This window comes from Bacillus cereus group sp. BceL062 (assembly GCF_051780025.1).
Lineage (GTDB): Bacteria > Bacillota > Bacilli > Bacillales > Bacillaceae_G > Bacillus_A > Bacillus_A toyonensis.
Genome location: NZ_JBPWGY010000001.1, coordinates 968,032 through 993,793, shown reverse-complemented (window position 1 = coordinate 993,793; position 25,762 = coordinate 968,032). Strand labels below are relative to the sequence as shown.

Sequence of the window (25,762 nt, the reverse complement as noted above, 5' to 3'; positions counted from 1 at the left end):
AGCGAAAGCCCAAGAAATAGCAAAGGCTAAAGAAGAAGCGAAAGCCCAAGAAATAGCAAAGGCTAAAGAAGAAGCGAAAGCCCAAGAAATAGCAAAGGCTAAAGAAGAAGCGAAAGCCCAAGAAATAGCAAAGGCTAAAGAAGAAGCAAAAGCCCAAGAAATAGCAAAGGCTAAAGAAGAAGCAAAAGCCCAAGAAATAGCAAGGGCTAAGGAAGAAGCGAAAGCTCGAGAAATAGAAAAGGCTAAAGAAGAAGAGAAAGCAAAAGAAGAATCTAAAAATAACACACAGTCTGCTAAACGTGAATTAACGGTAGTAGCGACAGCATATACTGCTGATCCAAGTGAAAATGGTACATATGGTGGACGCGTTTTAACTGCGATGGGGCATGATTTAACGGCTAATCCGAATATGAGAATTATTGCAGTTGATCCGAAAGTAATTCCTTTAGGATCTAAAGTATGGGTAGAAGGTTATGGAGAAGCTATCGCTGGAGATACTGGAAGTGCGATTAAAGGTAATCGTATTGATGTTTTAATGGGGTCAAAAAGTAAAGCTATGAATTGGGGAAGACAAACCGTTAAAGTGAAAATTCTATAATATATATAGTTATCTAGATAGAAGTCAGTTCTCTTTATTGAGGCTGGCTTTTATTTTTTGAGTTAGTGTGATTCATTGAGAAATTGACAAGAACAGTATGATGGCAACGAAGGGTTAATATATAATGAAATATATAAATTAAATTATTTGCTAAGCACTTTCACTCATATTCGTGTAATTAAGTTCAAAGGATAGGTGTATTGTATGAAAGAAGTAAGAGAAATTATTGAAACAAAGAAACAAGGTGTATTTGAATTGTATATAAAAGAAACCGAAGAAAAGTTAGGTGTTGTTTTCCCGGCACAATATAGAGATCTTTTTAAATTAGTAAATAACGCTGAAATAGGGGAATGCATATTATATCCTATTAAAGATAATAAAAATGTAGCAAAAACTTGGGATGATGTAGTTAGACAAAATATTGAGTTGAGAGATGAATATATATCTGATGACCTTATAATAATTGGTGACGATGGTTCAGGGGATAAATTGTGCTTTAAAATACATAACGGAATAGTTTGTGATGAAATATATATTTGGTATCACGAAGATGCGGAAATGGAAGAAATAGCCCGAAATTTAAAAGGATTTATTATAGAAACTATGCAGGAAGACGATGCTTTTTAGTGTTAATTAATATAATATGGTGGATCACATTTATATAAAGCGAGGATGGAATATGACAACGGAATTATATGGCGCATATTGCAATGAAAAGAAAGGGTATAGAGTAATCGAAGGGAAAGATTTGTATAATCATTATTTCGGCGATCAAGATTGTCATTTACCAGTATGTAAGTTATGTGGTGAGAAGATGCACCAAATCATTTGTTTTGATTTGAATGATGAGCGGCTTGCTGAACTTAAAAGTGGAGAACTAAATATTTTACCATTAGTTTCATGCTTGAATTGTGCAATGGTGTGGGAGCCACAATATTTCCAATTAAGTAATGGAGGTAAAACAGTTCAAATTATACGGCAAGAAAATACAGAAGAATGGGTAATGGAAGAGGAAGATAAGCTTCCAGTTTCAATACCAAAAACAACTGTAAAGCTTATAAATATGAAAAATGAAGATATACCTACTGATGAGGATAGTTACTGGGAAGCTTTTGACTTGTTCGGTTCAGAATATGTTTGTAGATTATTAGGGGCACCATTATATGAAGATCTGCCAGAGGATTTTGCATGTCCAACTTGCTCTAAAGAAATGAAGTATGTTGCTACAATTACACAAGATATTAAGGAACGGAAACTTATTTCAGTAGTTGATTTCCAGTTCGGGGAAATGAATATATATTTTTATTTATGTAAAGATTGTCCAATTATAAAAACCGAAATATAAAGTACATAACGAAAATAAGACTGACATATTCTGTCGGTCTTATTTTCGTATCGCAACATCATTAAGAATCGCATGAAATATATCTTTTTGCGTAAAAGCATCTGTAAAAACAGTCTCCCTATTCACTACAATTGTATCGTGAGGATTGTACCATTTTCGTAATGAATCCTCTCCAAACTCAATTCGTTTTTCTCTTGTATTATGGCGTCTGATCGTTTCCTCTAATGATAAATCGAAGTAGTATGTATACGCGTTTCCATCAAAGTGGTGTATTAATTCTTTCAGCATATTACCGTATCTACGACTGTTTAAAATACCTTCTAAAATAACAAATTCACATTTTCCTTTTCCATACTTTGTAATTTCAAATAGTAAATCATGAGATAAGTTACCCATTGTGTCGTGTACTTTTAGCATATCTCTACGCACGACATCTTGTGAGACTAATAGTGTACCTTGCCCGAAATGTTCTTGCAGTTCCTTTGCGATTGTTGTTTTGCCACTTGCGGAGTTTCCCCGAAGGATAATTAAAGTTGATTTTTGTATAGGATTAGACATCATATATTTCCCCCAACATCTTTGATTGTATAGAAAATTTTAACAAATAAAGTGAGGAAAGTGTATAATCAATATGATAGAAATAAAAAAGGTGAGAGCTAGATGGAAGATACATTAAATAAAGTGCAGCCGATTTGGAATTGAATTTGGTTTCGGTATTTAGGGGCATTTTTAATTGTACAATTCATTTTTATTATTTGTGATGTTACTGAATGGAAACCAAACTTTAGACTGGGCGGAGAGTTTTTTAATAGAATTTTACATTCTCAATTTTTCACGGAATGGTTCACACCATATAAAATCTCGCAATTGAATGTATTTACAATATTTTTTGCGATAACATTACTACCATATGCACTAGTAGGTGCAAGTAAAGATGTAATAGCAAAGAAAAATATACAGGAACAATAGAGGTGTCACATGCTTTTTCAAAAAGGAGAGTTATTGGTTAGGTACGTAATAGAAGATGACGCACCTATCATGTCTAAATGGTTAACAGACCCAGAAGTTTTGCAGTATTACGAAGGACGCGATAATCCGCAATCTGTAGAAATAGTGCTTACTCATTTTATACATAATCCAAACAGCCATGAAAAAAGATGTTTAATAGAATTTGATGAAGTGCCGATCGGATACATTCAAATGTACCAAGTTGATTCTGAATGGAAAGCGTTATATGGATATGAAGAATCGCAAAATGTATGGGGGATGGATCAATTTATCGGAGAACCGACCTTTTGGGGAAAGGGAATCGGAACAAAACTCGTTCAAGCAGCGATTACATATATTGTAGAGAACGTGGGGGCGGAAGCAATCGCAATGGATCCAAAAGTAAATAATGAACGTGCGATAAAGTGTTATGAAAAATGCGGATTTAAAAAAGTGAAGATTTTAAAGGAACATGAACTGCATGAGGGGAAATTAGAAGATTGTTGGATGATGGAATATAAACAACTATAGTGAATATCCAATGGCTTATACAAACAAAGGGGATGAGCGAAATGAAAAAAGCATTAATAGTAATTGATGTACAAGCAGGTATGTATACAGCAGGAATACCAGTACATAATGGGGAAAAGTTTTTAGAAACATTACAAGAACTCATTGAGGAATGTCGTTCAAATGATATTCCGGTTATGTATGTTCAACATAACGGGCCAAAAGATCACCCGTTAGAAAAAGGGACAGATGGCTGGGAGGTGCATGCGGCAATTGCACCAAAAGAGGGTGATAGTATCGTTGAAAAGACGACGCCAGATTCATTCCATAAAACAAACTTAAACGAAGTGTTACAAGAAAAAGGAATTGAACATGTTATTATTTCAGGCATGCAAACAGAGTATTGTGTGGATACGACAACGCGCAGAGCATGTAGTGAAGGGTATAAAGTAACGTTAGTAAGTGATGCACATAGTACATTTGATACAGATGTGTTACGTGCTGAAGATATTGTGAAACATCATAACGTAGTGTTTGGAGCGTTTGCTGATGTTGTGACGTTAAAAGATTTGAAAGTGGCTGCCTCTAAATAAGAGGCAGTTTTTTATTTGAAGATAACATATCAAATATTGTTGGTAAGTCTATATAATTTCATGTACCGAAATGATAGTACAGAAAAAGGAGCCCGCATGATTAAAAAGGGAGCTCCTTCATCAAAATGTTACTTCTTCTTATCTTTATCCAATACATTCTGTTCTTCAGCAAACTCCGTACCATATGCAAATCGACGATTAATATGAATATTATCGTTGTGATGTCTTGTGTGTGAGTTAGAGAAGCGATGTACAATTACTTCTGATAATGTGAAGACAATCGCTGAAAGGATACTTCCCCATGCAATTTGCATGTAGTTGTCTAATAAAATATTACCGAAAATCCAAACGCTTAAATACGCTAATAAGAAATCTGTCATAATGGCACCAGTATTGCCAATACGATTTAAAATAATTTTATCAACGAACATATAAGATACGATTGTCACAAAAAGACTGAATGAAATAATTTGGACGAACGTTGCAGGGAAAAATAAAGCTAGTCCGATACTAAATGCGATAATGCATGATATGAATTTGATAAGTACTACAGTAAAACCATTCAATAGTTACACCTCCGATTTATACATAGTTTTGCAATAAATTCAGGAGTTCATACATTGTAACTAATATATTTAAATAAAACTTTTTCATGTTCGAATTTATGTCTAAATATTAAAAAAACAACAAAAAAATGTTATAGTAAAATGAGAGTATATGACATTTTTAGGTAAGGGGTGAATCCAAATGTGGATTACTTCAGAAGTAGAAATTCCAGATGAGTTAATCGATCATCTTGAACAAGGAAAGTTAGTATTGTTTGTTGGAGCGGGAGTTTCTATGAAAGGGAAATCAAACTTACCGAATTTTGATGATTTAGTTGATGAAATTGCAAAAACTTTATATGTCGAAAAGCGTGAAATAACAGAACCTCATGATTATTATCTTGGTAAAATTGCGAAAACAAAAGATGTACATCAAGTTGCAAAAGATCTAGTTCATATAGAAACGTCAAAACCAAATCCGCTTCATTTTGCAATTCCCAGGTTGTTTCCTTTAGATACAGAAGTTCGCATTGTAACGACGAATTTTGATCGACATTTTACAACTGCGATGAACGAAATGAATAGAGAATTAAACGTTTATTATGCACCTGCTTTACCTACAGGTAGAGCGTTTAAAGGGCTCGCTTACATACATGGAAATATAGAACAAGAAAAGGAAGCTTTAATTTTAACAGATGGTGATTTTGGAAGGGCTTACTTAACGGAAGGATGGGCGAGAAGATTTTTAGTTGATTTATTCTCCAATTACACCGTTTTATTCGTTGGGTATAGCCATAATGACCCAGTAATGAAATATTTAGCAACTGGTTTACCACCAAGTACAAGGCGCTATGCATTTGTCGCACAAGGAGAAAATACGTATCACTGGGAACATTTAGGGATAAGGCCGATTGTGTATCCGAATAAATCAAATAATCATCAGTCCCTCGTCAAAGCGGTAAAACGCTGGGCGGAATTAATGGGGGATAATTATATTACAAAAAGAATGCGTATTCGTGACATTGTAACAGTGCCACCATCAGTAGAGCAGGAACAATTATCCTACATAAAACAGTCCATTAAAAAAATTGAAACTGTTCGATATTTTGTTGAATTTGCCCGAGATTATGAATGGGTGGAATGGCTTGAAGCAGAGGGGAAATTACGAAATTTATTTTTGCTTACGTCAACCTATGATGAAGTAGATGAATTGCTTGCAGAATGGTTGGTGGAACAATTTCTTTTTAGTCATCAGAAAGAATTATTTCAATTGATTTTTAAAAATCATTCTAAAATATCCCCGTTATTATGGAGAACAATTTGCAGCTATTTAAACGAAACGAAGATCAAGATGGACCCGTTGTTGTTTGCAAGATGGACACTCCTTTTATTAGAAACAGCTGAAAAAGATAGTAAATCTATAGAAAAAATCTCTTACTTACTGCAAAAGTGTTCTTTTCCTGAGCATAAAGAAATTGCTTTATTGTTACTAACGTTTATTTTGGATGGAAAACTTAAGTTGAAGCGTGAAAGAAAGTTAGGAAATGATACACAAGAATCCATTGAACTTGAGGAATCGAGTCGGTTACCGGTGTCTACATTTTCTCATGTGGAGCAAATTTGGAATGAGAAGATGAGACCGCATATTTCTTATTACGCAGTTCCCATTTTGATGATGGGATTAGAGAAGATGCGAATGTTGTCATTAAGACAAACGGCACTGAAAAAAAGAAATAAGGAAAATGTAGAGAAAGAGTTTCATCAAAATGACCTTGCGTTTTTAATTCAAATTGTAAAAGAGTGTCTAATCTATTTATGTGAAAACAATGAGAAAAAAGCGAATTATTATATTACAGAAATGATAGAAGCAAATAGTTTGCTTCAAAAGCGAATTGCAATTGATGCGATGAATAAAAATTTATTTGTTAGCGTAGATGATAAAATGAAATGGTTGTTACAGGGAGGGCTTCTTTTAGATGTCACATATAAACATGAGGTGTTTCAACTTTTAAAAAATCATTACGTACATTCTTTAGAAAAAACAAAGGAAGAAGTCATTCAAACTGCAATGAAGCACCTTGCAGAGGAGAGGGCATTTGATGTTTGTTTAGTTTTAGATTTATTATTCACTTGTGATTCAAATAGTCCATCAACAGCACAAGGATACGAGCTAATGAAACAGAAACATCCGCATTTTCATTCTGATCGATACAGTGTACCTAAAAAAAAGGCTATCGAACAAAGTATTACTTGTAATGTAACTGCCGATGGATTACTGCAGCTGAAAGACGATGAAATCATGAACCAAATTCGGCAATTTTCGAATGACGGTGTTTTTGAACAACGTCATTTTTTAGAGATGTTATCAAAGGCATGTAAATTGAATACAGAGTGGAGTATTTCATTTGCGTACCAATTAGTAGGCATGCATGAAATAAGTAACGAAGTGTGGTTTGTTTGTATTAGAGAGTGGCGAAATAACCGGAGACTGACAAATGGGCAAATCCAAAAAATTATTCCGCTGTTACAGAAATTTGTTAGAAACACTGCGTTTCATTGGTTAATTAGTAGTTTTCTATATGAGATTAGTAATCGATTAGAAGAGTTAGAGGAGAATAGTATACGGTTTGTAAAACGTTTTGCTTTTTCGGTATTTCCTCAAGTTATGAAAAGCGATACAGATTTTAAGATTGGAAAACAAGACTTTTATAATGAGTCGATTCAGCATCCTGTTGGAAAAATGACAGCTGTATTATTAAAACTGTTATCATATGATCATTTATACGATCGCAATGTGTATGAATATTTATTTTTATTTGAAGAACAAGTAAGAGTAAGTTCTGAACGGACAAACTTTATGTTTGCGCGTTTAATAGCAGATATTACATTTTTATATCATATTGAGAAACAATGGTGCCGAAAATATTTGTTACCTTACTTAGAATTAAAGAAAGAAAATGAGATTACGAAATATGCTTGGGCAGGTCTATGTTATACGCAAATAAATTTACCTTTATTTACTGAAATGAAGAGGTTTATTAAGTATGCAGTAGAGCATTTAGAAGTTTTACACCCGCATACGAGGGAAGCTTTCTTGAAGTGGCTTAGTTTTGTATTTATAAAATGTGTGCTGTATTGGGAACAAAAAACAGATTGGTTATATCCGTTGCTTATACGAGAAAATGAAGAGAATAAAATTAAATTTATGCAACATTTATGCTATTACGTTAAAACATTAAGTGTAAAAGAACAACAAAAATTTTGGACAGCTTGGCTCAGTATATTTTTACGAGAACGACCAAAAATGGGTGAGATAACAACGAGAGAATATGTAATGATTTTACGTATTATTTTATACATGGATGAGATTTTAGAAAAAGGATTACGTATTATGTCGCGTACATTTATAGATGTAAATGGAGAATGTGCAGGAGAGGAAATGAAACAGTTATTTATTGAAATGCTTGAAAAGAAAGAGAGTATGAAAGCGTATAAAGAAATGTATGCAAATGTGTTTTTTACTTTACTGCAAACACGTCAGGAAGCTGATTTTCTTGAAAATGAAATCATACAAATAAAAAAACGATTAGCCCAGTTTGGAATAGAAAAACACGTATTAAACTTAATAGAAAATGAGATGATTCGCATCGGAATTGTAATGGGGAATTTACAAGAAGAAATATAGGACGAAAGTGGAATTTTAAAAAATATATAAAAAACATATTGACAGTGTTTTGAAAAGCGTTCTATAATACGAATCATACTTATTCAATTTCAAAAACATTTGAATAAACAAAGTGCAATGAAGAGATCACAGTAGTGGTTAGTCTTACTGTAACAGAGAGCTGGTGGTTGGTGTGAACCAGTACAGGGATAATCATGAATTACAGTCTTGGAGCATCTTTTTCGTAGTAAAGATAGGATTGTCTTTATGAAGAAAGAGCGGTCAATTGATCGTTAACAGTGAAGAGAGGTAGACGGAAAGTTAGTCTACAACTAGGGTGGTACCGCGATAAATATCGTCCCTACTGATTTATTCAGTAGGGATTTTTTGTATTTTAGTGGTCCAACTTGAAAATAAAATAGTCATGCATTGAAAGGAAAAGCAGTAGTTGTTGTTTCCCTGTAACAGAGAGCTGGTGGTTGGTGCGAACCAGTACAAAAACAAGAGCGAATTACAGTCCTGGAGCATCTTTTTCGTAGTAAAGATAGTATTGTCTTTATGAAGGGAAAGACGGTCACATTGATCGTTAACAAGGAAGAGAGGTAGACGAAAGAAGTCTACAACTAGGGTGGTACCGCGATAAATATCGTCCCTACTGATTGGATCAGTAGGGCTTTTTTGTACAAAAAAAGTGGTTTTCAGCTAGTAGATAGTGTCTTTGTGGTAATTATTAGTTTAAGATAAGAAGAGGTATCGATTCCACTTTAAATTTGTATAATTAACCAGTTCAGAAAATAGAGAATTTTTCATTCTCTTACTATACTTTTAAAACATTAGAGGAGGATTTCCAAATGGCAAATCATGAATTAGATCAATTACGTAAACAGGTAGATGAAATTAACTTACAACTATTACACCTTTTAAACAAACGTGGTGAAATCGTTCAAAAAATCGGGGAGCAAAAGCAAGTACAAGGTACGAAACGCTTTGATCCAGTACGTGAGCGTGAAGTACTTGATATGATCGCAGAGCATAATGAAGGACCATTCGAAACGTCAACAGTTCAACATATTTTCAAAACAATCTTCAAAGCTAGCTTGGAATTACAAGAAGATGATAACCGTAAGGCGTTATTAGTATCACGTAAAAAGAAACAAGAAAATACAATCGTTAATGTAAAAGGTGAATTGATTGGGGACGGAACACAAACGTTCATCATGGGGCCTTGTGCAGTAGAAAGCTTAGAGCAAGTTCGCCAAGTAGGGCAAGCTATGAAAGACCAAGGCTTAAAATTAATGCGCGGTGGTGCTTTCAAACCGAGAACATCTCCATATGATTTCCAAGGTTTAGGAGTAGAAGGGTTACAAATTTTACGCCAAGTAGCAGATGAGTTCGACTTAGCGATTATTAGTGAAATTTTAAATCCGAACGATGTTGAAATGGCATTAGAATACGTTGATGTAATTCAAGTTGGTGCACGTAACATGCAAAACTTCGATTTACTACGAGCTGTAGGTAAAGTTAATAAGCCAGTATTACTAAAACGTGGATTAGCAGCAACAATTGATGAGTTCATTAATGCAGCAGAATACATTATTGCGCAAGGTAATGACCAAATTATTCTTTGTGAGCGCGGTATCCGCACATACGAAAGAGCAACACGTAACACATTAGACATTTCTGCAGTACCGATTTTAAAGAAAGAAACACATTTACCAGTTATCGTTGACGTAACACATTCAACTGGACGTAGAGATTTATTATTACCAACAGCGAAAGCGGCACTTGCTATTGGAGCTGATGCAGTAATGGCTGAAGTTCATCCAGATCCAGCAGTTGCATTATCAGATTCTGCACAACAAATGGACATTCCAGAATTCCATAGATTCATGGATGAGTTAAAAGGTTTCAAAAATAAATTATCTTAATTCCATATCATATATGCGCTGAAGAGGAAACAGTAGTGCTTATCTCACTGTTAAAGAGAGCTGATGGTCGGTGTGAATCAGTACAAAGATAAGCATGAATTACAGCCTTGGAGCATCTTTCCCGACAACTTTTGGAGGGGAGGACGGTCAAACGATCGTTAAAGAAGAAGAGAGGTAGACGATAGTTGTCTACAACTAGGGTGGTACCGCGATAAACATCGTCCCTACTGAGCGCTCAGTAGGGACTTTTTTGTACAAAAAAATAGTAAAGGGGCAAGAGAAATGAGATACATCACAGCTGGAGAATCACATGGTCCGCAGTTAACAGTTATTTTAGAAGGTGTACCGGCAGGTTTAACATTAACAGCGGAACATATTAATAAGGAATTATTAAGAAGGCAAAAAGGACATGGGCGCGGAAGACGCATGCAAATTGAAACAGATACAGTTGAAATTGTAAGTGGTGTTCGTCACGGGATGACACTTGGCTCACCGATTACGTTAATCGTAAAAAATGATGATTTCAAACATTGGACGAAAGTAATGGGTGCAGACCCGATTTCAGAGCAAGAAAGTAAAGAAATGAAACGCACAATTACAAAACCACGTCCAGGACATGCAGATTTAAACGGAGCTATTAAATACGGTCATCGTGATATAAGAAACGTATTAGAGCGCTCATCTGCAAGAGAAACGACAGTTCGTGTAGCTGCTGGAGCAGTTGCGAAACAAATTTTGAAAGAGTTAGGTGTGGAAATTGCAGGGTATGTGCTTGAAATTGGTGGGGTGCAAGCGAAGCATATTTCCAACTTATCAATTGAAGAGATTCAAACGATAACTGAAAATTCACCTGTTCGATGTTTAGATAAAGAAGTAGAACAAGAGATGATGGATGCGATCGATAATGCAAAAAGTAGTGGAGATTCAATCGGTGGTATTGTCGAAGTCATTGCAGAAGGTATGCCAATTGGTGTTGGTAGTTACGTTCATTACGATCGTAAATTAGATGCAAAACTCGCTGGTGCTATTATGAGTATTAATGCATTTAAAGGTGCTGAAATTGGTGTTGGTTTTGAAGCGGCAAGACAGCCAGGAAGTAAAGTGCACGATGAAATCCTTTGGGATGAAGAAAAAGGATACACGAGAAAAACGAATAATGCCGGCGGTTTAGAAGGTGGTATGACAACGGGAATGCCGATTGTTGTAAGAGGTGTTATGAAGCCGATTCCTACATTATACAAACCGTTAGCAAGCGTTGATATTGATACGAAAGAAGCATTCCAAGCGAGTATTGAAAGATCTGATAGTTGCGCAGTACCAGCAGCAGGTGTAGTAGCTGAATCTGTTGTGGCATGGGAACTTGCAGATGCACTAGTCGAACAATTCGGAAAAGATCGTATGGAATTATTAAAGCAAAACATTACAGAACATAACAAATACGCAAAAGAATTTTAAAAAAGGTGGGTTTAACATGCAAGTAAAAGATCAACTATCATCCTTACAACCATATAAACCAGGTAAATCACCAGAACAAATGAAAGAAGTGTACGGAGATCATTCGTTTGTGAAATTAGCATCAAATGAAAATCCATTCGGTTGCTCGCCACGAGTGTTAGAAGAGTTGCAAAAATCGTGGTTGGAACATGCTTTATATCCTGACGGAGGTGCTACAACGCTCCGTCAAACAATTGCAGAGAAATTACAAGTTCAAATGGAACAAATACTTTGCGGTAGTGGTTTAGATGAGGTCATTCAAATAATAAGTCGCGCCGCACTTCGAGCTGGAGATAACATCGTAACGGCAGGTGCAACATTCCCACAGTACCGTCATCATGCAATTATTGAAGGTTGTGAAGTGAAAGAAGTTGCTTTAAATAACGGTGTATACGACTTAGATGAAATTTCGTCAGCAGTTGATAACAATACGAAAATCATTTGGCTTTGTAATCCGAACAACCCTACAGGCACATATGTGAATGAGCAAAAAATGACTCAGTTCATTGAAAGGATTAGTGAAAATACGTTAATTGTCATTGATGAAGCGTACTATGAATACGTAACAGCAAAAGATTTCCCTGAGACATTACCGCTTCTAGAAAAACATAACAACATTCTTGTACTTAGAACGTTTTCTAAAGCGTATGGATTAGCCTCTTTCCGCGTTGGTTATGCGATTGGCCAGGAAGAGTTAATCGAGAAATTAAATGTCGTACGTTTGCCATTTAACGTATCTTCATTAGCGCAAAAAGCAGCAACGATTGCTTTTAACGATGAAGCGTTTATTGAAGAAATTGTACGTGTTAATACAGAGGGAATACAACAATACGAAAGTTTTTGTAAGGAAAACGAAATTCCATTTTATCCGTCACAAACAAACTTCATCTTCTTACCGGTAGAGAATGGTGGAGAGATTTATGAAGCTTGTGCACACGCAGGGTTTATTATTCGTCCGTTCCCGAATGGTGTCCGTATTACAGTCGGCACAAGGGAGCAAAATGAAGGAGTGATTTCAGTGTTAAAACAACACTTTGAAAATAAGAAAAATAAGTCTCGAGATGAGGCAAATGTGTAAAAAGGTAGTATTAATTGGAACAGGCTTAATAGGAGGTTCTCTCGCATTAGCAATTAAGAAAGAGCACGATGTAACGATAACAGGTTATGACATATTTCAAGAGCAAGTAGAGCGTGCGAAAGAATTACACGTAGTAGATGAAGTAGCAGTAGATTTACAGCGTGCATGTGAAGAGGCACATTTAATTGTTTTTGCTTCTCCAGTTGAAGAAACGAAGAAGTTATTACACAAATTAGCGTCATTTCGTTTACGAGAAGATGTGATAGTGACCGATGTTGGTAGTACAAAAGGAACAATTATGAACGAAGCGGAAGCTTTATTTTCAAAGGAAATTTCTTTCATTGGTGGACATCCGATGGCAGGTTCTCATAAAACTGGGGTTGAAAGTGCAAAAGCACATTTATTTGAAAATGCATTTTACATTTTAACACCGATGAACCATGTGCCAAATGAACAAGTGGAAGAACTAAAAGGTTGGTTAAAGGGAACGGGGTCTCATTTTCTCGTTTTAAATACAGAAGAGCATGATTATGTAACAGGAATCGTTAGTCATTTTCCGCATCTTATCGCAGCAGGGTTAGTCAAGCAAGTGGAGAAACATGCAGGAGATAATCCGCTCATTCATCAACTAGCTGCTGGCGGATTTAAAGACATTACACGCATTGCATCTAGTAGCCCGAAAATGTGGAGTGATATTGTAAAGCAAAATCGTGAGCATTTAATGGTATTATTAAAAGAGTGGATCTCTGAAATGGAAGAATTATATGATACTGTTTCTACTGGAGATGCAGGCGAGATTCAAAACTATTTTGCAGATGCGAAAGAATACCGTGATTCTTTACCAGTACGAAAAAGAGGGGCAATTCCTGCCTATCACGACTTATACGTCGATGTTTTAGATAAAGTAGGGGCATTGGCTCATATTACGAGTATTTTGGCGCGTGAAGAAATTAGTATTACGAACTTGCAAATATTAGAAGCGCGAGAAGGATTGCTTGGCGTATTACGCATTAGCTTCCAAAGAGAAGAAGATCGTATGAAAGCGAAACTAGCGCTTGGAGAAGAAGAATACCAAACTTATGAAACAATTTAAATGAGAAGGTGAAAACGTGAAAGAAAGAACGATACAACCTATAAATAGCGGATTGAACGGCAACATTACAATTCCAGGTGATAAGTCCATTTCACATCGTGCTGTTATGTTCGGCGCAATTGCAGAAGGAAAAACGACAATTAAAGGTTTCTTGCCCGGTGCAGACTGTTTAAGTACGATTTCGTGCTTTAAGGAAATGGGAGTAGAAATCACGCAAAATGGTGATGAAGTAACTGTAGTCGGAAAAGGAATTGAAGGCTTACAAGAACCGAAAGCTGTATTAGATGTTGGTAATTCTGGTACAACGATACGATTAATGTCAGGAATATTAGCAAATACACCATTTTTCTCTTGCGTACAAGGTGATGCGTCTATCGCAAAAAGACCGATGAAACGTGTTACAAATCCATTAAAACAAATGGGCGCAAAAATTGATGGCCGAGAAGAAGGAACGTTTACGCCGCTCACAATACGTGGCGGAGATTTAAAAGCAATTGAGTATATTTCTCCTGTTGCAAGTGCACAAGTAAAGTCAGCTATTTTACTTGCAGGTCTTCGGGCAGAAGGTGTAACAGCTGTTACAGAACCACATATTTCGCGTGATCACACGGAAAGAATGCTTGAAGCATTCGGTGTTAACGTAACTCGTGAGGGAAAAACAGTGAAACTGGCAGGTGGACAGAAGTTAACAGCGACAGACGTTCAAGTACCAGGTGACGTATCATCAGCAGCATTTTTCTTAGTAGCGGGAGCAATTATTCCAAATAGTAAACTAGTCTTACAAAATGTAGGAATGAATCCAACTCGTACAGGTATTATTGATGTTTTAGAGACAATGGGTGCTACATTTACTGTAGAGCCGATTAACGAAGGGGCATCAGAACCAGCTGCAAACATTACGATTGAAACATCTTCATTAAAAGGAATTGAAATTGGTGGGGATATTATTCCAAGACTAATCGATGAAATTCCAGTTATAGCTTTAGCGGCAACACAAGCAGAAGGTATTACAGTTATTAAAGATGCACACGAGTTAAAAGTAAAAGAAACGAACCGTATTGATACAGTCGTTGCGGAGTTAACGAAACTAGGAGCTCGCATAGAAGCAACTGATGATGGCATGATTATATACGGAAAATCAGCTCTAAAAGGCAGTACAGTAAATAGTTACGGTGATCACCGCATCGGAATGATGCTTGCGATTGCTGGCTGTCTAGCAGAGGGAAAAACAACAATTGAAGATGCAGAAGCAGTAGGCGTATCATACCCTACATTCTTTGAAGAACTTCAAAAGTTAGCAAAATAAGGTGATGAGAAGCAGATACATTATGTATCTGCTTTTTTATGTTAGGTTGTTGTAAAATCGATATTTTTTGTTGAAACGTCTGTGTAATTTCACTTACCGAACTAAAATAGTAAGAATTATGATACAATTCAATCAGGGAATGGAGGAGAATTATATGAATGTCATACAATTACAAGAAGATAAATTTAGAGAAGCATTATGTTTATCAGAATACGCTTTTCAATATAAAGTAAATGAGGAACGATTGCAGCAGCAAATCACTCGAATGAAAGAAAGTCATGAAATATACGGCATTATGGAAGGGGAAGACTTAGCAGCAAAACTACATCTTATTCCATTTCATATATACATAGGAAAAGAAACATTTAAAATGGGCGGCGTTGCAGGGGTAGCGACGTATCCTGAGTATAGAAGAAGTGGGTATGTAAAAGAGCTACTTCAGCATTCTCTTCAAACGATGAAAAAAGATGGATATACAGTATCGATGTTACATCCATTTTCTGTTTCATTTTACCGTAAATACGGCTGGGAACTTTGTGCGAATCTTCTCGTATGTCATATGACTAAGAGCGATTTAGTGATGAAAAAACAAGTAAATGGCACCGTGAAACGTTTCAATAAAGAAAATCATCCAGAAGAAGTCGAGAAGCTATATGAAATCTTTGCAAAACGTTTTTCAGGTATGTTAGTTCGAGAGAAGAACTGGTGGTTACAAGTGGTTTATGATGATTTAGCATTAGCGATTTACTATGATGAAAATAAAACGGCAGCTGGTTACATGTTATATAAAATAGAAAACTATAAAATGACAGTAGAAGAATTTGTACCACTGCATAATGAAGCACGAAATGGTCTGTGGAACTTTATTTGCCAGCATGATTCTATGATTAAAGAACTTGAAATGACAGTAAGTGAAAACGAACCGTTGTTATATACATTGCAAGAGCCACGCGTGAAGACAGAAGTGAAACCATATTTTATGGGCAGAATTGTAGATGTAGAGCAGTTCTTAAAACAATATGAGTTGAGCTGGAACAATGTACAGCAAGAAGTGATCTTACATATTACAGATTCATTTGCTCCGTGGAATAACATAACAGTGAGACTTGCAAATCATGAAATAACAATTATGAAAGAAGAGACAATTGATAAAGGAATAAAGCTGGACATTAATGCGCTATCTACAATAATGCTTGGCTACAAACGTCCGTTAGAGCTAAGTAAGCTGGAATTAATTAGTGGAAGCGAAGAGGAGATACGAACATTTGAAAATGTAGTCCCGGTGCGTGAAGCGTTTATTTATGATTTCTTTTAATTGTATATTTGAAAGTGAACTGTACCAAATAAAGTTTTGGTACAGTTCACTCTTATTTTGTTGTCTTTTGTCGTTAAGTCGATATATCTTGAAAATCGCTGATCAAATTTGAGTTGCGTAGATACGGGATTAAAAACACAACGGAACGGTGTAGCGCACTTGACTTTTCATCCATCTAATTTATAATTAAAAGCGGAATGAATTTTCATTCCTGAAAATTGAGGTGAAAAAATGGCTAAAAACAAACAAGAAGACATTTTTGATGCTGCAATACAACTTTTTGCAGAGCGAGGTTATGATGGTACAACAATTCCGATGATTGCTGAAAAAGCAAAAGTAGGTGCAGGTACCATTTATCGTTATTTTGAAAATAAAGAGTCGTTAGTTAATTCTTTATTTACGAAAAGCGTTTTACAACTATCAGAATTAATAAAAACCGATTTTCCAGTCAATGCAAATATTCGTGAACAGTTTAGCCATACGTACAACCGTTTATTTGAATTTGCGAGACAAAATGCAGATGCTTTTCTTTTTACAAATTCTCACTGTGATAGTTATTTTCTCGATAAGCATAGTAATGAAATATTCGAGGACTTTATGGGTTTCTTTATGAACTTAATTGAAGATGGAATCGAAAAAGGTTTTCTTCGTCCATTACCACCAATTGCTTTAATTATCATTGTATATCAACCAATTGAAAAATTAATTAAAGTAATGGAAACAGGGCAATTAGAATATACAGAAGAATTGGTAAAAGAACTGGAAGAAAGTTGTTGGAATGCTATTAGAATCATTTGATTCTATAGCTTTATAAGGACAGGAATGAACATTCATTCCGTTAAAGGTAATTTAATAAGGTTTTAAAAAAATTTAATAGAGTGATAGGAATGAACGTTCATTCCGGAATGATAGTTTTAAAAGGGTAGGAATGAATGTTCATTCCGAATTTAACATGAAACGCTAAAAACGGGAGATGATTGAAATGAGCAACCTAAAAAGTTGGAGAAGTTTATCTTTTCTATTATGGATCGTTATTACTATTACAATGGTCGTAACGATGCCTAATATGGATAAACTAGTGAAGGAAAAAGGGAAAATTACAATTCCTAATACAGAACAAAGCAGTATTGCTGACAAAATGATCAAAGAAATGGATAAAGAAGGGGTTGAAAAATACGAAGTTATCGCCGTATTTAATAGTGGCAATAAAGCAGCTTTAACTACTGAGCAAAAAGAGGAAATAACAAAAACAATCAACGCTTTGCAAAATGAAAAAGAGCAATTAGGAATTAAGGAAGTTGTTTCACATTTAGATAATAAAGAACTGGAGAAACAATTAGTTTCTAAAGATAATACGACGATTTTAACGCAAATATCAATAGATAAAAAGCATGGTGAAATATCAAAAGTTGCAAATAATCTTCATAAAAAAGTACAAACGAAAGGAGTAAAAACGAAAGGAGTAAAAACGTACTTAACAGGAAGTGACTTAATAGCAGGTGATTTTCTTACATCCTCTCAAGAGGGAGTGAAAAAGACTGAAGTTATTTCAATCATTTTCATTCTTATAGTATTAATCATTGTATTCCGTTCACCAATTGTTCCGATTGTTTCTCTTCTTACAGTTGGTGTGTCTTATTTGGTTTCAATGGGGATTATTGCACATCTTGTAGATCAATTTAATTTTCCGTTTTCTAACTTTACGCAAGTGTTTGTAGTTGTCGTACTGTTTGGAGTGGGAACAGATTACAACATTTTATTATATACGAGGTTTAAAGAAGAATTAAGTAAACAAGAAAATGCATTTTTGGCCACGAAAGAAACATTTAAATCGGCAGGTAAAACCGTTTTATATAGCGGGATAGCGGTGCTAATTGGTTTTGCATCACTTGCTTTAGCGAGTTTTAAATTATATCAATCTACTTCAGCGGTAGCAATTGGTGTTTTAGTATTACTACTCGTAATAACCACTTTAAATCCATTTTTTATGGTGCTTTTAGGAAAAGGAATGTTTTATCCAGTTAAAACATTTAAAGGTCATGAGGATAGCCGTTTATGGGGATTCTTTGCGAAAAATTCAGTAGCAAGACCATTTGTTGCTTTAATCATCGTATTCGTGATATCGATTCCTTTCGTATTAAAGTACTCTAATACACTGAATTACAATGATTTGTTTGAAGTGGATAATAAGTATGAATCAAAAATGGGTATTAATGTGATAGAAGAACATTTTCCACCAGGATTTTCTTCACCAAGTACGTTAGTGATTCAATCTAACAAAAAATTAGATGAAGGAACGTCTCTACAAACTTTAGATGAATTAACTGATAAAATTTCGAAAGTTAAAGGTGTTTCAGAAGTATATGCACCGACGCGTCCAACTGGTGATAAGATAAAAGAATTATATTTAAATAAACAAGCGGGAGAACTAAATACTGGTTTAGGCGATGCCAATGGTGGCATAAAGGAAATTAATGATGGCTTAACGGATGCGAAAGATAAAATGGGTAGTAATGACTCAAATAGTCTTGCAAATGTTCAAAAGTTAATTGATGGAACGAACGAAGCGAAAAATGGGGTATCAGCATTAGGAACAGCTTTAAATCAATTATCCACTGGCATAAACGAAGGTGCACAAGGAGCGCAGCAAATTGAGAGTGGGTTAACTTCAGTAAATGAAAATATAAATGTCCTATCGGGTGCAACGTCACAGCTTCATGCTGGTTATGCACAGTTAGAAAAGGGTTTAAGTTCTTACGATCAATACTTCGGAAGTATTTCTCAAGCGATTGACGGTGCGAAAAAAGGATATGAACAAATTGAAGTGTTAATGACTAATTTCATTCAAACGAAACCAGAAGTAGCAAATGATCCTAATGTACAGCAAACGATAGGAATTGCGAAGGAAGCTCAAAAGCAATTAAGTGGACTTTCAAAAGAATTAAATCAATTAGCAGTGCAACATAAAGCTGCGGTGAATTCATTTAAAGAAGCGAATCAATCATTACTGAAAGTAGATAACGGTTTAAAGGAAATGAATAATGGCGTTACCGAGTTACAAAAAGGAGCTGCCGGACTAAAAACTGGATTAAACGAAGGAGCTACAGGTTCAAAACAAATTGCAAACAAATCATCTGAGCTACAATCCGGCTTAACAAAAATAAATGATGGGCAAGGGCAGCTTTTAACTGGATTGAAAGACCTGCAAGAAAAGATGGGGCAATTACAATCCGGCTTATCTAAAAGTACAGAAGGGCTTGGAAAAGTAAGTAACGGCCTAGGGGATGCTCAGAAATATTTAGGCGAGCTTAATGAGTCAAAAAGCTCTGAGAAATTTTATATTCCTAAAGAAGTGTTAGCGGGAGAAGATTTCCAAAAAGCATTGAATACGTACATGTCACATGATAGAAAGACTGCTAAAATGACAATCATTTTAGACGTAAATCCGTATTCAAAAGAAGCGATGCCAATCATTCAAGAAATTAATAAAACGATAGATGGTACGCTAAATGGTACTGAATTAAAAACGGCGAAAAAAGCGATGGGCGGGACAACAGCTAGAAATGTTGATTTAAAAGAAGTAACCGGGCAAGATTTCTTGCGTACAGCTACGATTATGTTGATTGGAATTGCGATTGTATTAATCGTAATTACACGCTCATTACTAAACACAATATTTATTATTGGCTCATTACTATTAGCGTACTTTGCATCACTTGGTATAAGCGAACAAATTAGTGCACATGTATTACATGTAGATTCATTAAGCTGGAATGTTCCATTCTTTAGCTTCATTATGATTGTCGCTTTAGGAGTGGATTATAGTATTTTCGTAATGATGCGCTATAACGAGATAGAAGGGGATTCGGTAACGAAAATTGTAACTGCATCTCGTCATATAGGAGGAGTTGTATTATCAGCGGCGCTAATTTTAGGTGGGACATTTGCCGCATTAATTCCATCAGGTGTATTGACACTTATACAAGTAGCATCAGTTGTTGGCGTTGCACTATTACTATTAGCTTTAATCGTGATGCCGATATTGTTACCTGCTTTAATAGGGTTAACGAGTAAATTGAAGAGTTATAAAGAGAAAATAATAAATACGAAATAAGAAAAAACTGTAGGGAATGTTTTCCCTACAGTTTTTTCTGTATATAAAAATTAAAAATAGGAAATTAATCCAATGTATTACAGAGTGAGAATCGATAAAAACTATCCGATTTCATTGTAGAAAGGTAATCAACCGTTGCTATTCATCCAGCTTCTACTATATAATAGCTATAGTCTACAATAATTGAGTCGTAATATGCGATTTTTTAAGACAATCGGTGAGAAAACGCTGAAATAAGCGGTATTAGTAGGAGGACACAAATGATTACAGTAAGTAACGTTAGTTTGCGTTTCGCGGATCGCAAATTGTTTGAAGATGTTAACATAAAATTCACGCCAGGTAATTGCTACGGTTTAATTGGAGCAAACGGTGCTGGTAAATCAACATTTCTAAAGATTTTATCTGGAGAAATTGAACCATCAACAGGTGACATACATATTACGCCAGGTGAGCGTCTAGCAGTATTAAAACAGAACCACTTCGAATATGAAGAGTTCCCAGTATTAGAAACAGTAATTATGGGTCACACGCAACTTTATAAAGTAATGCAAGAGAAAAATGCTATTTACATGAAAGAAGACTTTAGTGATGAAGATGGTATGCGTGCTGCTGAACTTGAAGGTGAGTTCGCTGAGCTTAACGGTTGGGAAGCTGAGTCAGAAGCTGCAATCTTACTAAAAGGACTTGGTATTGGTGAAGATCTTCATGATAAGAAATTGTCAGAATTAACTGGGGCAGAGAAAGTAAAAGTATTACTTGCTCAAGCTTTATTCGGTAAACCTGACATTCTATTACTAGATGAGCCTACCAACCACTTGGACTTAAAAGCGATTCAATGGTTAGAGAACTTCTTAATGAACTTTGAAAATACAGTAATCGTTGTATCCCATGACCGTCACTTCTTAAATAAAGTTTGTACGCACATGGCTGATCTTGATTTCGGTAAAATTCAACTTTATGTTGGTAACTATGACTTCTGGTATGAGTCAAGCCAATTAGCTTTAAAATTAACACAAGATGCTAATAAGAAAAAAGAAGAGAAAGTAAAAGAGTTACAAAACTTCATTGCACGCTTTAGCTCAAACGCATCTAAAGCGAAACAAGCAACCTCTCGTAAAAAATTATTAGATAAAATTACATTAGATGATATTAGACCATCATCACGTCGTTATCCATTCGTTGGTTTCACACCTGAGCGTGAAATAGGAAATGACTTATTAACTGTTGAAGGACTTTCTAAAACAATTGATGGCGAAAAAGTGTTAGATAATGTGTACTTCACTTTAAATAAAGGTGATAAAGTTGCATTTATCGGTCGTAACGATATTGCGATGACAACATTATTTAAAATCCTTATGGGTGAAATGGAGCCAGATAGTGGTTCATTCAAATGGGGTGTTACAACATCTCAATCGTATTTCCCAAGAGATAACTCTAAATACTTTGAGAACAGTGACTTCAACTTAGTTGATTGGTTACGCCAATTCTCTCCACAAGATGAGTCAGAGAGCTTCTTACGTGGTTTCTTAGGCCGTATGTTATTCTCAGGTGAAGAAGTTAAGAAGAACGTTTCTGTATTATCTGGAGGCGAAAAAGTTCGTTGTATGTTATCTAAAATGATGTTAAGTGGTGCGAACGTAATCACACTTGACGATCCGACGAACCATTTAGACCTTGAGTCTATCACTGCATTAAACAACGGTTTAATTGCGTTCAAAGGTACAATGTTATTCACATCTCATGACCATCAGTTCGTACAAACAATTGCAAACCGCATTATCGAAGTAACACCAAACGGTGTAATCGATAAAGAGGCAACTTACGATGAGTACTTAGAAAATGAAGAACTTCAAAAACAAGTAGATGCAATGTATAAAGGTCAATAATATATGATGAAAACCCCCGCTCTTTGTTAGAGCGGGGGTTTTGTTGAAAAGAGATGAAGACCAAGGTACGAAATAAATAATTATTCAAATATAACATTTATGGTGGTAAGAAGTAGTAATGTTATGATTGCATAGATTTTTGACATATAGATGACATGTAATGTGTTTAGAATTGAAGGAGTTAATTGTAACAGGAGAAGTGTATTTTGAGTAATAAGATTAAAATACACTATTTTTTTATGTGAAAAATGTACCAAAAATGGAGATAGATTAGTTTGCGAAGTAGTGAATAAAGGTTTATAGTATGTGGTGTCATAATTAGTGGATGAAACTTGGGAGAAAACAGGAAATGTTACAAATGTATTTTGTTAAATAGAAACCAAGGTCAAAATGTCTAGAAAGAAATAGTTGAATAAATACTAGCTTCAAATTATAATTACTAATATTCTTCATATAGTTAAATAAAAATAATCTATTTGAAGAAGAAAAAATGAATAGAGAGACAGACTTATAAAAAATAAGCCTTGGATGATCAAAAGAGGTGGAGAAATGAAACAATTCTTATTAAAGAGCAAAAGTGTGTTAAGTAATCATTTTGGATTCTTTCTGTTTGCCGTTATTTTATTATGGCTCAAAACATATGCAGCCTATGTAACGGAATTTAATTTAGGAATTTCAAACACAATCCAAAAATTCTTGCTGTTTTTTAACCCGCTTAGTTCAGCAGTTCTATTTTTAGGACTTGCATTATTTGCAAAAGGGAAACGATCTTATATTTGGGTAATTATTATTAATTTGTTATTGTCGATACTTTTATACGCAAACGTAGTATATTATCGCTTTTTCAGTGATTTTATTACGTTCCCGACATTAACACAAACGAATAACTTTGGAGATTTAGGTGGTAGTATTTTCGCTTTACTACACTTATATGATCCACTATATTTCTTAGATACAATTATTTTAATTGCTTTAGTCGCAACAAAATTTGCAAATCCAAAACCTATTCGTGTTGCGAAACATAAACTATCACTAGTATTTGTAGCGGGTATTTTATTATTCAGTGTGAACCTAGGGCTTGCAGAATCTGACCGTCCTGAATTGTTAACAAGAACGTTTGACCGTAATTATATCGTGAAATATTTAGGGGCATACAATTATACGATTTATGATGGTATTCAAAGTGCGAAAGCATCAACAGAACGAGCATTAGCTGATGGAGATAATATGACAGAAGTTAGAAATTATCTTGCATCAACATATGCAAGTCCAAATCCTGAGTACTTCGGTAAAGGAAAAGGAATGAACGTAATTTATATTCATTTGGAGTCATTCCAAAACTTTTTAATCAATTATCAATTAAATGGTCAAGAAGTTACACCATTTCTAAATTCATTTACAAAAGATGCGAATACGTTATACTTTGATAACTTCTTCCATCAAACAGGACAAGGTAAAACATCTGATGCGGAGTTCATGTTAGAAAACTCAATGTACGGATTACCACAAGGATCTGTTTTTACAAATAAAGCTCATAACACGTATCAATCGGCACCAGCTATTTTAGGGCAACAAGGATACACTTCAGCAGTGTTCCACGGTAACTACAAAACGTTCTGGAACCGTGATGATATTTATAAATCATTTGGTTTTAATAAATTCTTTGATGCGTCATACTATGATATGAACGAAAAAGACGTTGTAAACTATGGCTTAAAAGATAAACCGTTCTTTAATGAATCAATTCCATTATTACAAACGTTAAAACAACCGTTCTATACGAAGTTCATTACGTTATCAAACCATTTCCCTTATCCTATTGATAAAGCGGAAGCAACGATTGAACCGGCGAAAACAGGTGACTCATCAGTAGATACGTATTTCCAAACAGCAAGATATTTAGATGAATCTGTAAAAGGGTTCATCGATTACTTGAAACAATCTGGTTTATACGATAACTCAATTATCGTTATGTACGGTGACCATTACGGTATTTCAGATAATCATAATGCAGCAATGTCACAAGTAATGGGTAAAGAAATGAACTCATTTGAAAATGCACAGTTACAACGTGTACCATTAATCGTTCGTGTACCAGGAGTGAAAGGTGGCGTACAACATCAATATGGCGGTGAAATTGACGTTCTTCCAACGTTATTACACTTACTAGGTACAGATACGAAAAATTATGTTCAATTCGGTTCAGATTTATTATCACCAGATCATAAACAAGTCGTTCCATTCCGTAACGGTAATTATGTAAGCCCAACAGTTACGGCATTGAACGGAAAATATTATGATACAACAACTGGAAAACCTGTAGAATTAACAGATGAAATAAAACAAAATGAACAAATGGTTCAAAACTCATTAAAATACTCTGACCAAGTCGTAAATGGTGACTTATTACGATTCTACACACCAGAAGGCTTCACTCCAGTAGATCGTTCAAAGTATAACTATAACCATCGTGATAAAAATAAAGCGAAGGTAAAAACGACTGAAGACGGGGAAGCTAAATAAATATGAAAAAGCGCTACTCATATGAGTAGCGCTTTTGTTTGTAACTATAATCACATTGACATTATATAGTATCATCTTTAGTTTTTTGTTTCATCTTTCCGAAGAATACCACACCGATGATGATAATAATGATGAATGCCCATTTCATGAAAGGGTTACTTTCGAAAAATCCAGCGAACCATTTCTCATCTACAATCATTTTTGCGGCAGTATAAGCTAAAACAGCTGCTCCAATCGTAATGATGACAGGGAAACGGTCAACCCATTTTAAAATTAAGGTACTGCCCCATACAACTACTGGAATAGACACTAATAATCCGATGATTACTAAAGAAAAGTTACCATGGGCAGCTCCCGCAACAGCGAGTACGTTATCAATTCCCATTAACGCATCAGCTATAATAATGGTTTTAATAGCAGACCAAAATCCTTCTTCAGCTTTAATATCATGATTTTTGCCCTCAGCAATTAATTTGTAAGCAATCCATATGAGGAGTACACCACCAATTAGAAGTAATCCTGGTATTTTTAATAACCAAACGACAATTAAGGTGGCGAGGGCTCTAATAGCGATAGCCCCGACAGTTCCCCATATAATAACTTTCTTTTGTTGATCTTTCGGTAATCGCCTTGCTGCTAATCCAATTACGATGGCATTATCTCCAGCTAACACTAAATCAATTACAATAATGGCAAGCAAGGCAGACAAATATTCAGATGAAAGAAAATCCATATACATATCACTCCTTATGATTAATATGTACTTATAAGCTATTCAGTATT

The 25,762-nt window shown here is 35.1% G+C and carries 20 protein-coding genes and 3 other annotated features; of the genes, 17 read left to right on the top strand and 3 right to left on the bottom strand.

Going from position 1 to position 25,762, the window contains the following annotated elements; translation table 11 throughout:
• From ACS2MN_RS05065 to ACS2MN_RS05055, 3 genes are all read left to right on the top strand, one after another.
• Window positions 1-598 (top strand): 3D domain-containing protein (locus ACS2MN_RS05065; RefSeq protein ID WP_438894665.1); only part of this gene is annotated, 598 nt, incomplete at its 5' end.
• Window positions 599-802: 204 nt separating this feature from the next.
• Window positions 803-1,225, top strand: a complete 423-nt coding sequence (locus tag ACS2MN_RS05060; RefSeq protein WP_346994535.1) for an SMI1/KNR4 family protein — start codon at window positions 803-805, stop codon at window positions 1,223-1,225.
• A gap of 52 nt (window positions 1,226-1,277) precedes the next feature.
• A complete protein-coding gene (locus ACS2MN_RS05055; protein WP_000206091.1) occupies window positions 1,278-1,943 on the top strand; it encodes a hypothetical protein in 666 nt (221 codons plus the stop codon).
• 39 nt (window positions 1,944-1,982) lie between these two features.
• On the opposite strand, the gene ACS2MN_RS05050 is transcribed toward ACS2MN_RS05055, so the two are convergent.
• The gene (locus ACS2MN_RS05050; protein WP_015000635.1) at window positions 1,983-2,504 is read right to left on the bottom strand and encodes a kinase; all 522 of its coding nucleotides are present in this window, start codon (window positions 2,502-2,504) and stop codon (window positions 1,983-1,985) included.
• A gap of 141 nt (window positions 2,505-2,645) precedes the next feature.
• Here ACS2MN_RS05050 and ACS2MN_RS05045 point away from each other — a divergent pair, with 141 nt between their 5' ends.
• Genes ACS2MN_RS05045 through ACS2MN_RS05035 form a run of 3 tightly spaced genes read left to right on the top strand, consistent with a single transcriptional unit; the run spans window position 2,646 to window position 4,033 of the window.
• Window positions 2,646-2,912, top strand: coding sequence for a YfzA family protein (locus ACS2MN_RS05045; RefSeq protein ID WP_080595592.1), 267 nt, complete (start codon window positions 2,646-2,648; stop codon window positions 2,910-2,912).
• Between the two features lie 9 nt (window positions 2,913-2,921).
• Entirely contained in the window at window positions 2,922-3,461 is a 540-nt protein-coding gene (locus tag ACS2MN_RS05040; RefSeq protein WP_000898794.1) for a GNAT family N-acetyltransferase, read from the top strand.
• A 41-nt stretch (window positions 3,462-3,502) separates the two neighbouring features.
• A complete protein-coding gene (locus ACS2MN_RS05035; protein WP_000709518.1) occupies window positions 3,503-4,033 on the top strand; it encodes a cysteine hydrolase family protein in 531 nt (176 codons plus the stop codon).
• Between the two features lie 128 nt (window positions 4,034-4,161).
• Here ACS2MN_RS05035 and ACS2MN_RS05030 read toward each other — a convergent pair whose 3' ends face one another.
• On the bottom strand, window positions 4,162-4,599 hold the full coding sequence (locus tag ACS2MN_RS05030; RefSeq protein WP_001013100.1) for a YndM family protein: 438 nt from the start codon (window positions 4,597-4,599) through the stop codon (window positions 4,162-4,164).
• A gap of 181 nt (window positions 4,600-4,780) precedes the next feature.
• Here ACS2MN_RS05030 and ACS2MN_RS05025 point away from each other — a divergent pair, with 181 nt between their 5' ends.
• From ACS2MN_RS05025 to ACS2MN_RS04975, 11 genes are all read left to right on the top strand, one after another.
• The gene (locus ACS2MN_RS05025; protein WP_000265202.1) at window positions 4,781-8,263 is read left to right on the top strand and encodes a DUF4020 domain-containing protein; all 3,483 of its coding nucleotides are present in this window, start codon (window positions 4,781-4,783) and stop codon (window positions 8,261-8,263) included.
• A gap of 108 nt (window positions 8,264-8,371) precedes the next feature.
• Window positions 8,372-8,608 (top strand) — a binding site (T-box leader).
• Window positions 8,609-8,662: 54 nt separating this feature from the next.
• Window positions 8,663-8,899, top strand: a binding site (T-box leader).
• Between the two features lie 194 nt (window positions 8,900-9,093).
• A complete protein-coding gene (locus ACS2MN_RS05020) occupies window positions 9,094-10,170 on the top strand; it encodes a bifunctional 3-deoxy-7-phosphoheptulonate synthase/chorismate mutase (RefSeq protein WP_001273577.1) in 1,077 nt (358 codons plus the stop codon).
• A 9-nt stretch (window positions 10,171-10,179) separates the two neighbouring features.
• Window positions 10,180-10,399 (top strand) — a binding site (T-box leader).
• Window positions 10,400-10,452: 53 nt separating this feature from the next.
• On the top strand, window positions 10,453-11,625 hold the full coding sequence (aroC, locus tag ACS2MN_RS05015; protein WP_346994536.1) for a chorismate synthase: 1,173 nt from the start codon (window positions 10,453-10,455) through the stop codon (window positions 11,623-11,625).
• Window positions 11,626-11,641: 16 nt separating this feature from the next.
• Window positions 11,642-12,742: a histidinol-phosphate transaminase gene (gene hisC / locus ACS2MN_RS05010; protein ID WP_001197266.1), complete on the top strand. Its 1,101-nt coding sequence runs from the start codon at window positions 11,642-11,644 to the stop codon at window positions 12,740-12,742.
• The gene (tyrA, locus tag ACS2MN_RS05005) at window positions 12,735-13,835 is read left to right on the top strand and encodes a prephenate dehydrogenase (protein WP_000335164.1); all 1,101 of its coding nucleotides are present in this window, start codon (window positions 12,735-12,737) and stop codon (window positions 13,833-13,835) included. Before hisC ends, tyrA begins: the two co-directional genes overlap by 8 nt.
• A gap of 16 nt (window positions 13,836-13,851) precedes the next feature.
• A complete protein-coding gene (gene aroA / locus ACS2MN_RS05000) occupies window positions 13,852-15,141 on the top strand; it encodes a 3-phosphoshikimate 1-carboxyvinyltransferase (RefSeq protein WP_000664599.1) in 1,290 nt (429 codons plus the stop codon).
• 154 nt (window positions 15,142-15,295) lie between these two features.
• Window positions 15,296-16,456 carry a GNAT family N-acetyltransferase gene (locus ACS2MN_RS04995; protein ID WP_001100935.1) on the top strand — a complete coding sequence of 387 codons (1,161 nt, stop codon included), beginning with the start codon at window positions 15,296-15,298 and terminating at the stop codon, window positions 16,454-16,456.
• A 231-nt stretch (window positions 16,457-16,687) separates the two neighbouring features.
• Window positions 16,688-17,254, top strand: a complete 567-nt coding sequence (locus tag ACS2MN_RS04990; protein ID WP_001107297.1) for a TetR/AcrR family transcriptional regulator — start codon at window positions 16,688-16,690, stop codon at window positions 17,252-17,254.
• Window positions 17,255-17,438: 184 nt separating this feature from the next.
• Window positions 17,439-20,570 carry an MMPL family transporter gene (locus tag ACS2MN_RS04985; RefSeq protein WP_346994537.1) on the top strand — a complete coding sequence of 1,044 codons (3,132 nt, stop codon included), beginning with the start codon at window positions 17,439-17,441 and terminating at the stop codon, window positions 20,568-20,570.
• A gap of 260 nt (window positions 20,571-20,830) precedes the next feature.
• Window positions 20,831-22,456, top strand: a complete 1,626-nt coding sequence (locus ACS2MN_RS04980) for an ABC-F family ATP-binding cassette domain-containing protein (RefSeq protein ID WP_000633859.1) — start codon at window positions 20,831-20,833, stop codon at window positions 22,454-22,456.
• 549 nt (window positions 22,457-23,005) lie between these two features.
• Window positions 23,006-24,979: an LTA synthase family protein gene (locus ACS2MN_RS04975; RefSeq protein ID WP_088054795.1), complete on the top strand. Its 1,974-nt coding sequence runs from the start codon at window positions 23,006-23,008 to the stop codon at window positions 24,977-24,979.
• 61 nt (window positions 24,980-25,040) lie between these two features.
• On the opposite strand, the gene ACS2MN_RS04970 is transcribed toward ACS2MN_RS04975, so the two are convergent.
• Entirely contained in the window at window positions 25,041-25,712 is a 672-nt protein-coding gene (locus ACS2MN_RS04970) for a TerC family protein (RefSeq protein ID WP_000346961.1), read from the bottom strand.
• Window positions 25,713-25,762 lie beyond the last annotated feature (50 nt).

What these genes read in the sequence shown, in the direction of transcription:
- ACS2MN_RS05060 (WP_346994535.1), top strand. Translation starts at nt 803, where the DNA reads ATGAAAGAAGTAAGAGAAATTATTGAAACAAAGAAACAAGGTGTATTT.
- ACS2MN_RS05055 (WP_000206091.1), top strand. Translation starts at nt 1,278, where the DNA reads ATGACAACGGAATTATATGGCGCATATTGCAATGAAAAGAAAGGGTAT.
- ACS2MN_RS05050 (WP_015000635.1), bottom strand. Translation starts at nt 2,504, where the DNA reads ATGATGTCTAATCCTATACAAAAATCAACTTTAATTATCCTTCGGGGA.
- ACS2MN_RS05040 (WP_000898794.1), top strand. Translation starts at nt 2,922, where the DNA reads ATGCTTTTTCAAAAAGGAGAGTTATTGGTTAGGTACGTAATAGAAGAT.
- ACS2MN_RS05035 (WP_000709518.1), top strand. Translation starts at nt 3,503, where the DNA reads ATGAAAAAAGCATTAATAGTAATTGATGTACAAGCAGGTATGTATACA.
- ACS2MN_RS05025 (WP_000265202.1), top strand. Translation starts at nt 4,781, where the DNA reads ATGTGGATTACTTCAGAAGTAGAAATTCCAGATGAGTTAATCGATCAT.
- ACS2MN_RS05020 (WP_001273577.1), top strand. Translation starts at nt 9,094, where the DNA reads ATGGCAAATCATGAATTAGATCAATTACGTAAACAGGTAGATGAAATT.
- aroC (WP_346994536.1), top strand. Translation starts at nt 10,453, where the DNA reads ATGAGATACATCACAGCTGGAGAATCACATGGTCCGCAGTTAACAGTT.
- hisC (WP_001197266.1), top strand. Translation starts at nt 11,642, where the DNA reads ATGCAAGTAAAAGATCAACTATCATCCTTACAACCATATAAACCAGGT.
- tyrA (WP_000335164.1), top strand. Translation starts at nt 12,735, where the DNA reads ATGTGTAAAAAGGTAGTATTAATTGGAACAGGCTTAATAGGAGGTTCT.
- ACS2MN_RS04995 (WP_001100935.1), top strand. Translation starts at nt 15,296, where the DNA reads ATGAATGTCATACAATTACAAGAAGATAAATTTAGAGAAGCATTATGT.
- ACS2MN_RS04990 (WP_001107297.1), top strand. Translation starts at nt 16,688, where the DNA reads ATGGCTAAAAACAAACAAGAAGACATTTTTGATGCTGCAATACAACTT.
- ACS2MN_RS04985 (WP_346994537.1), top strand. Translation starts at nt 17,439, where the DNA reads ATGAGCAACCTAAAAAGTTGGAGAAGTTTATCTTTTCTATTATGGATC.
- ACS2MN_RS04980 (WP_000633859.1), top strand. Translation starts at nt 20,831, where the DNA reads ATGATTACAGTAAGTAACGTTAGTTTGCGTTTCGCGGATCGCAAATTG.
- ACS2MN_RS04975 (WP_088054795.1), top strand. Translation starts at nt 23,006, where the DNA reads ATGAAACAATTCTTATTAAAGAGCAAAAGTGTGTTAAGTAATCATTTT.
- ACS2MN_RS04970 (WP_000346961.1), bottom strand. Translation starts at nt 25,712, where the DNA reads ATGGATTTTCTTTCATCTGAATATTTGTCTGCCTTGCTTGCCATTATT.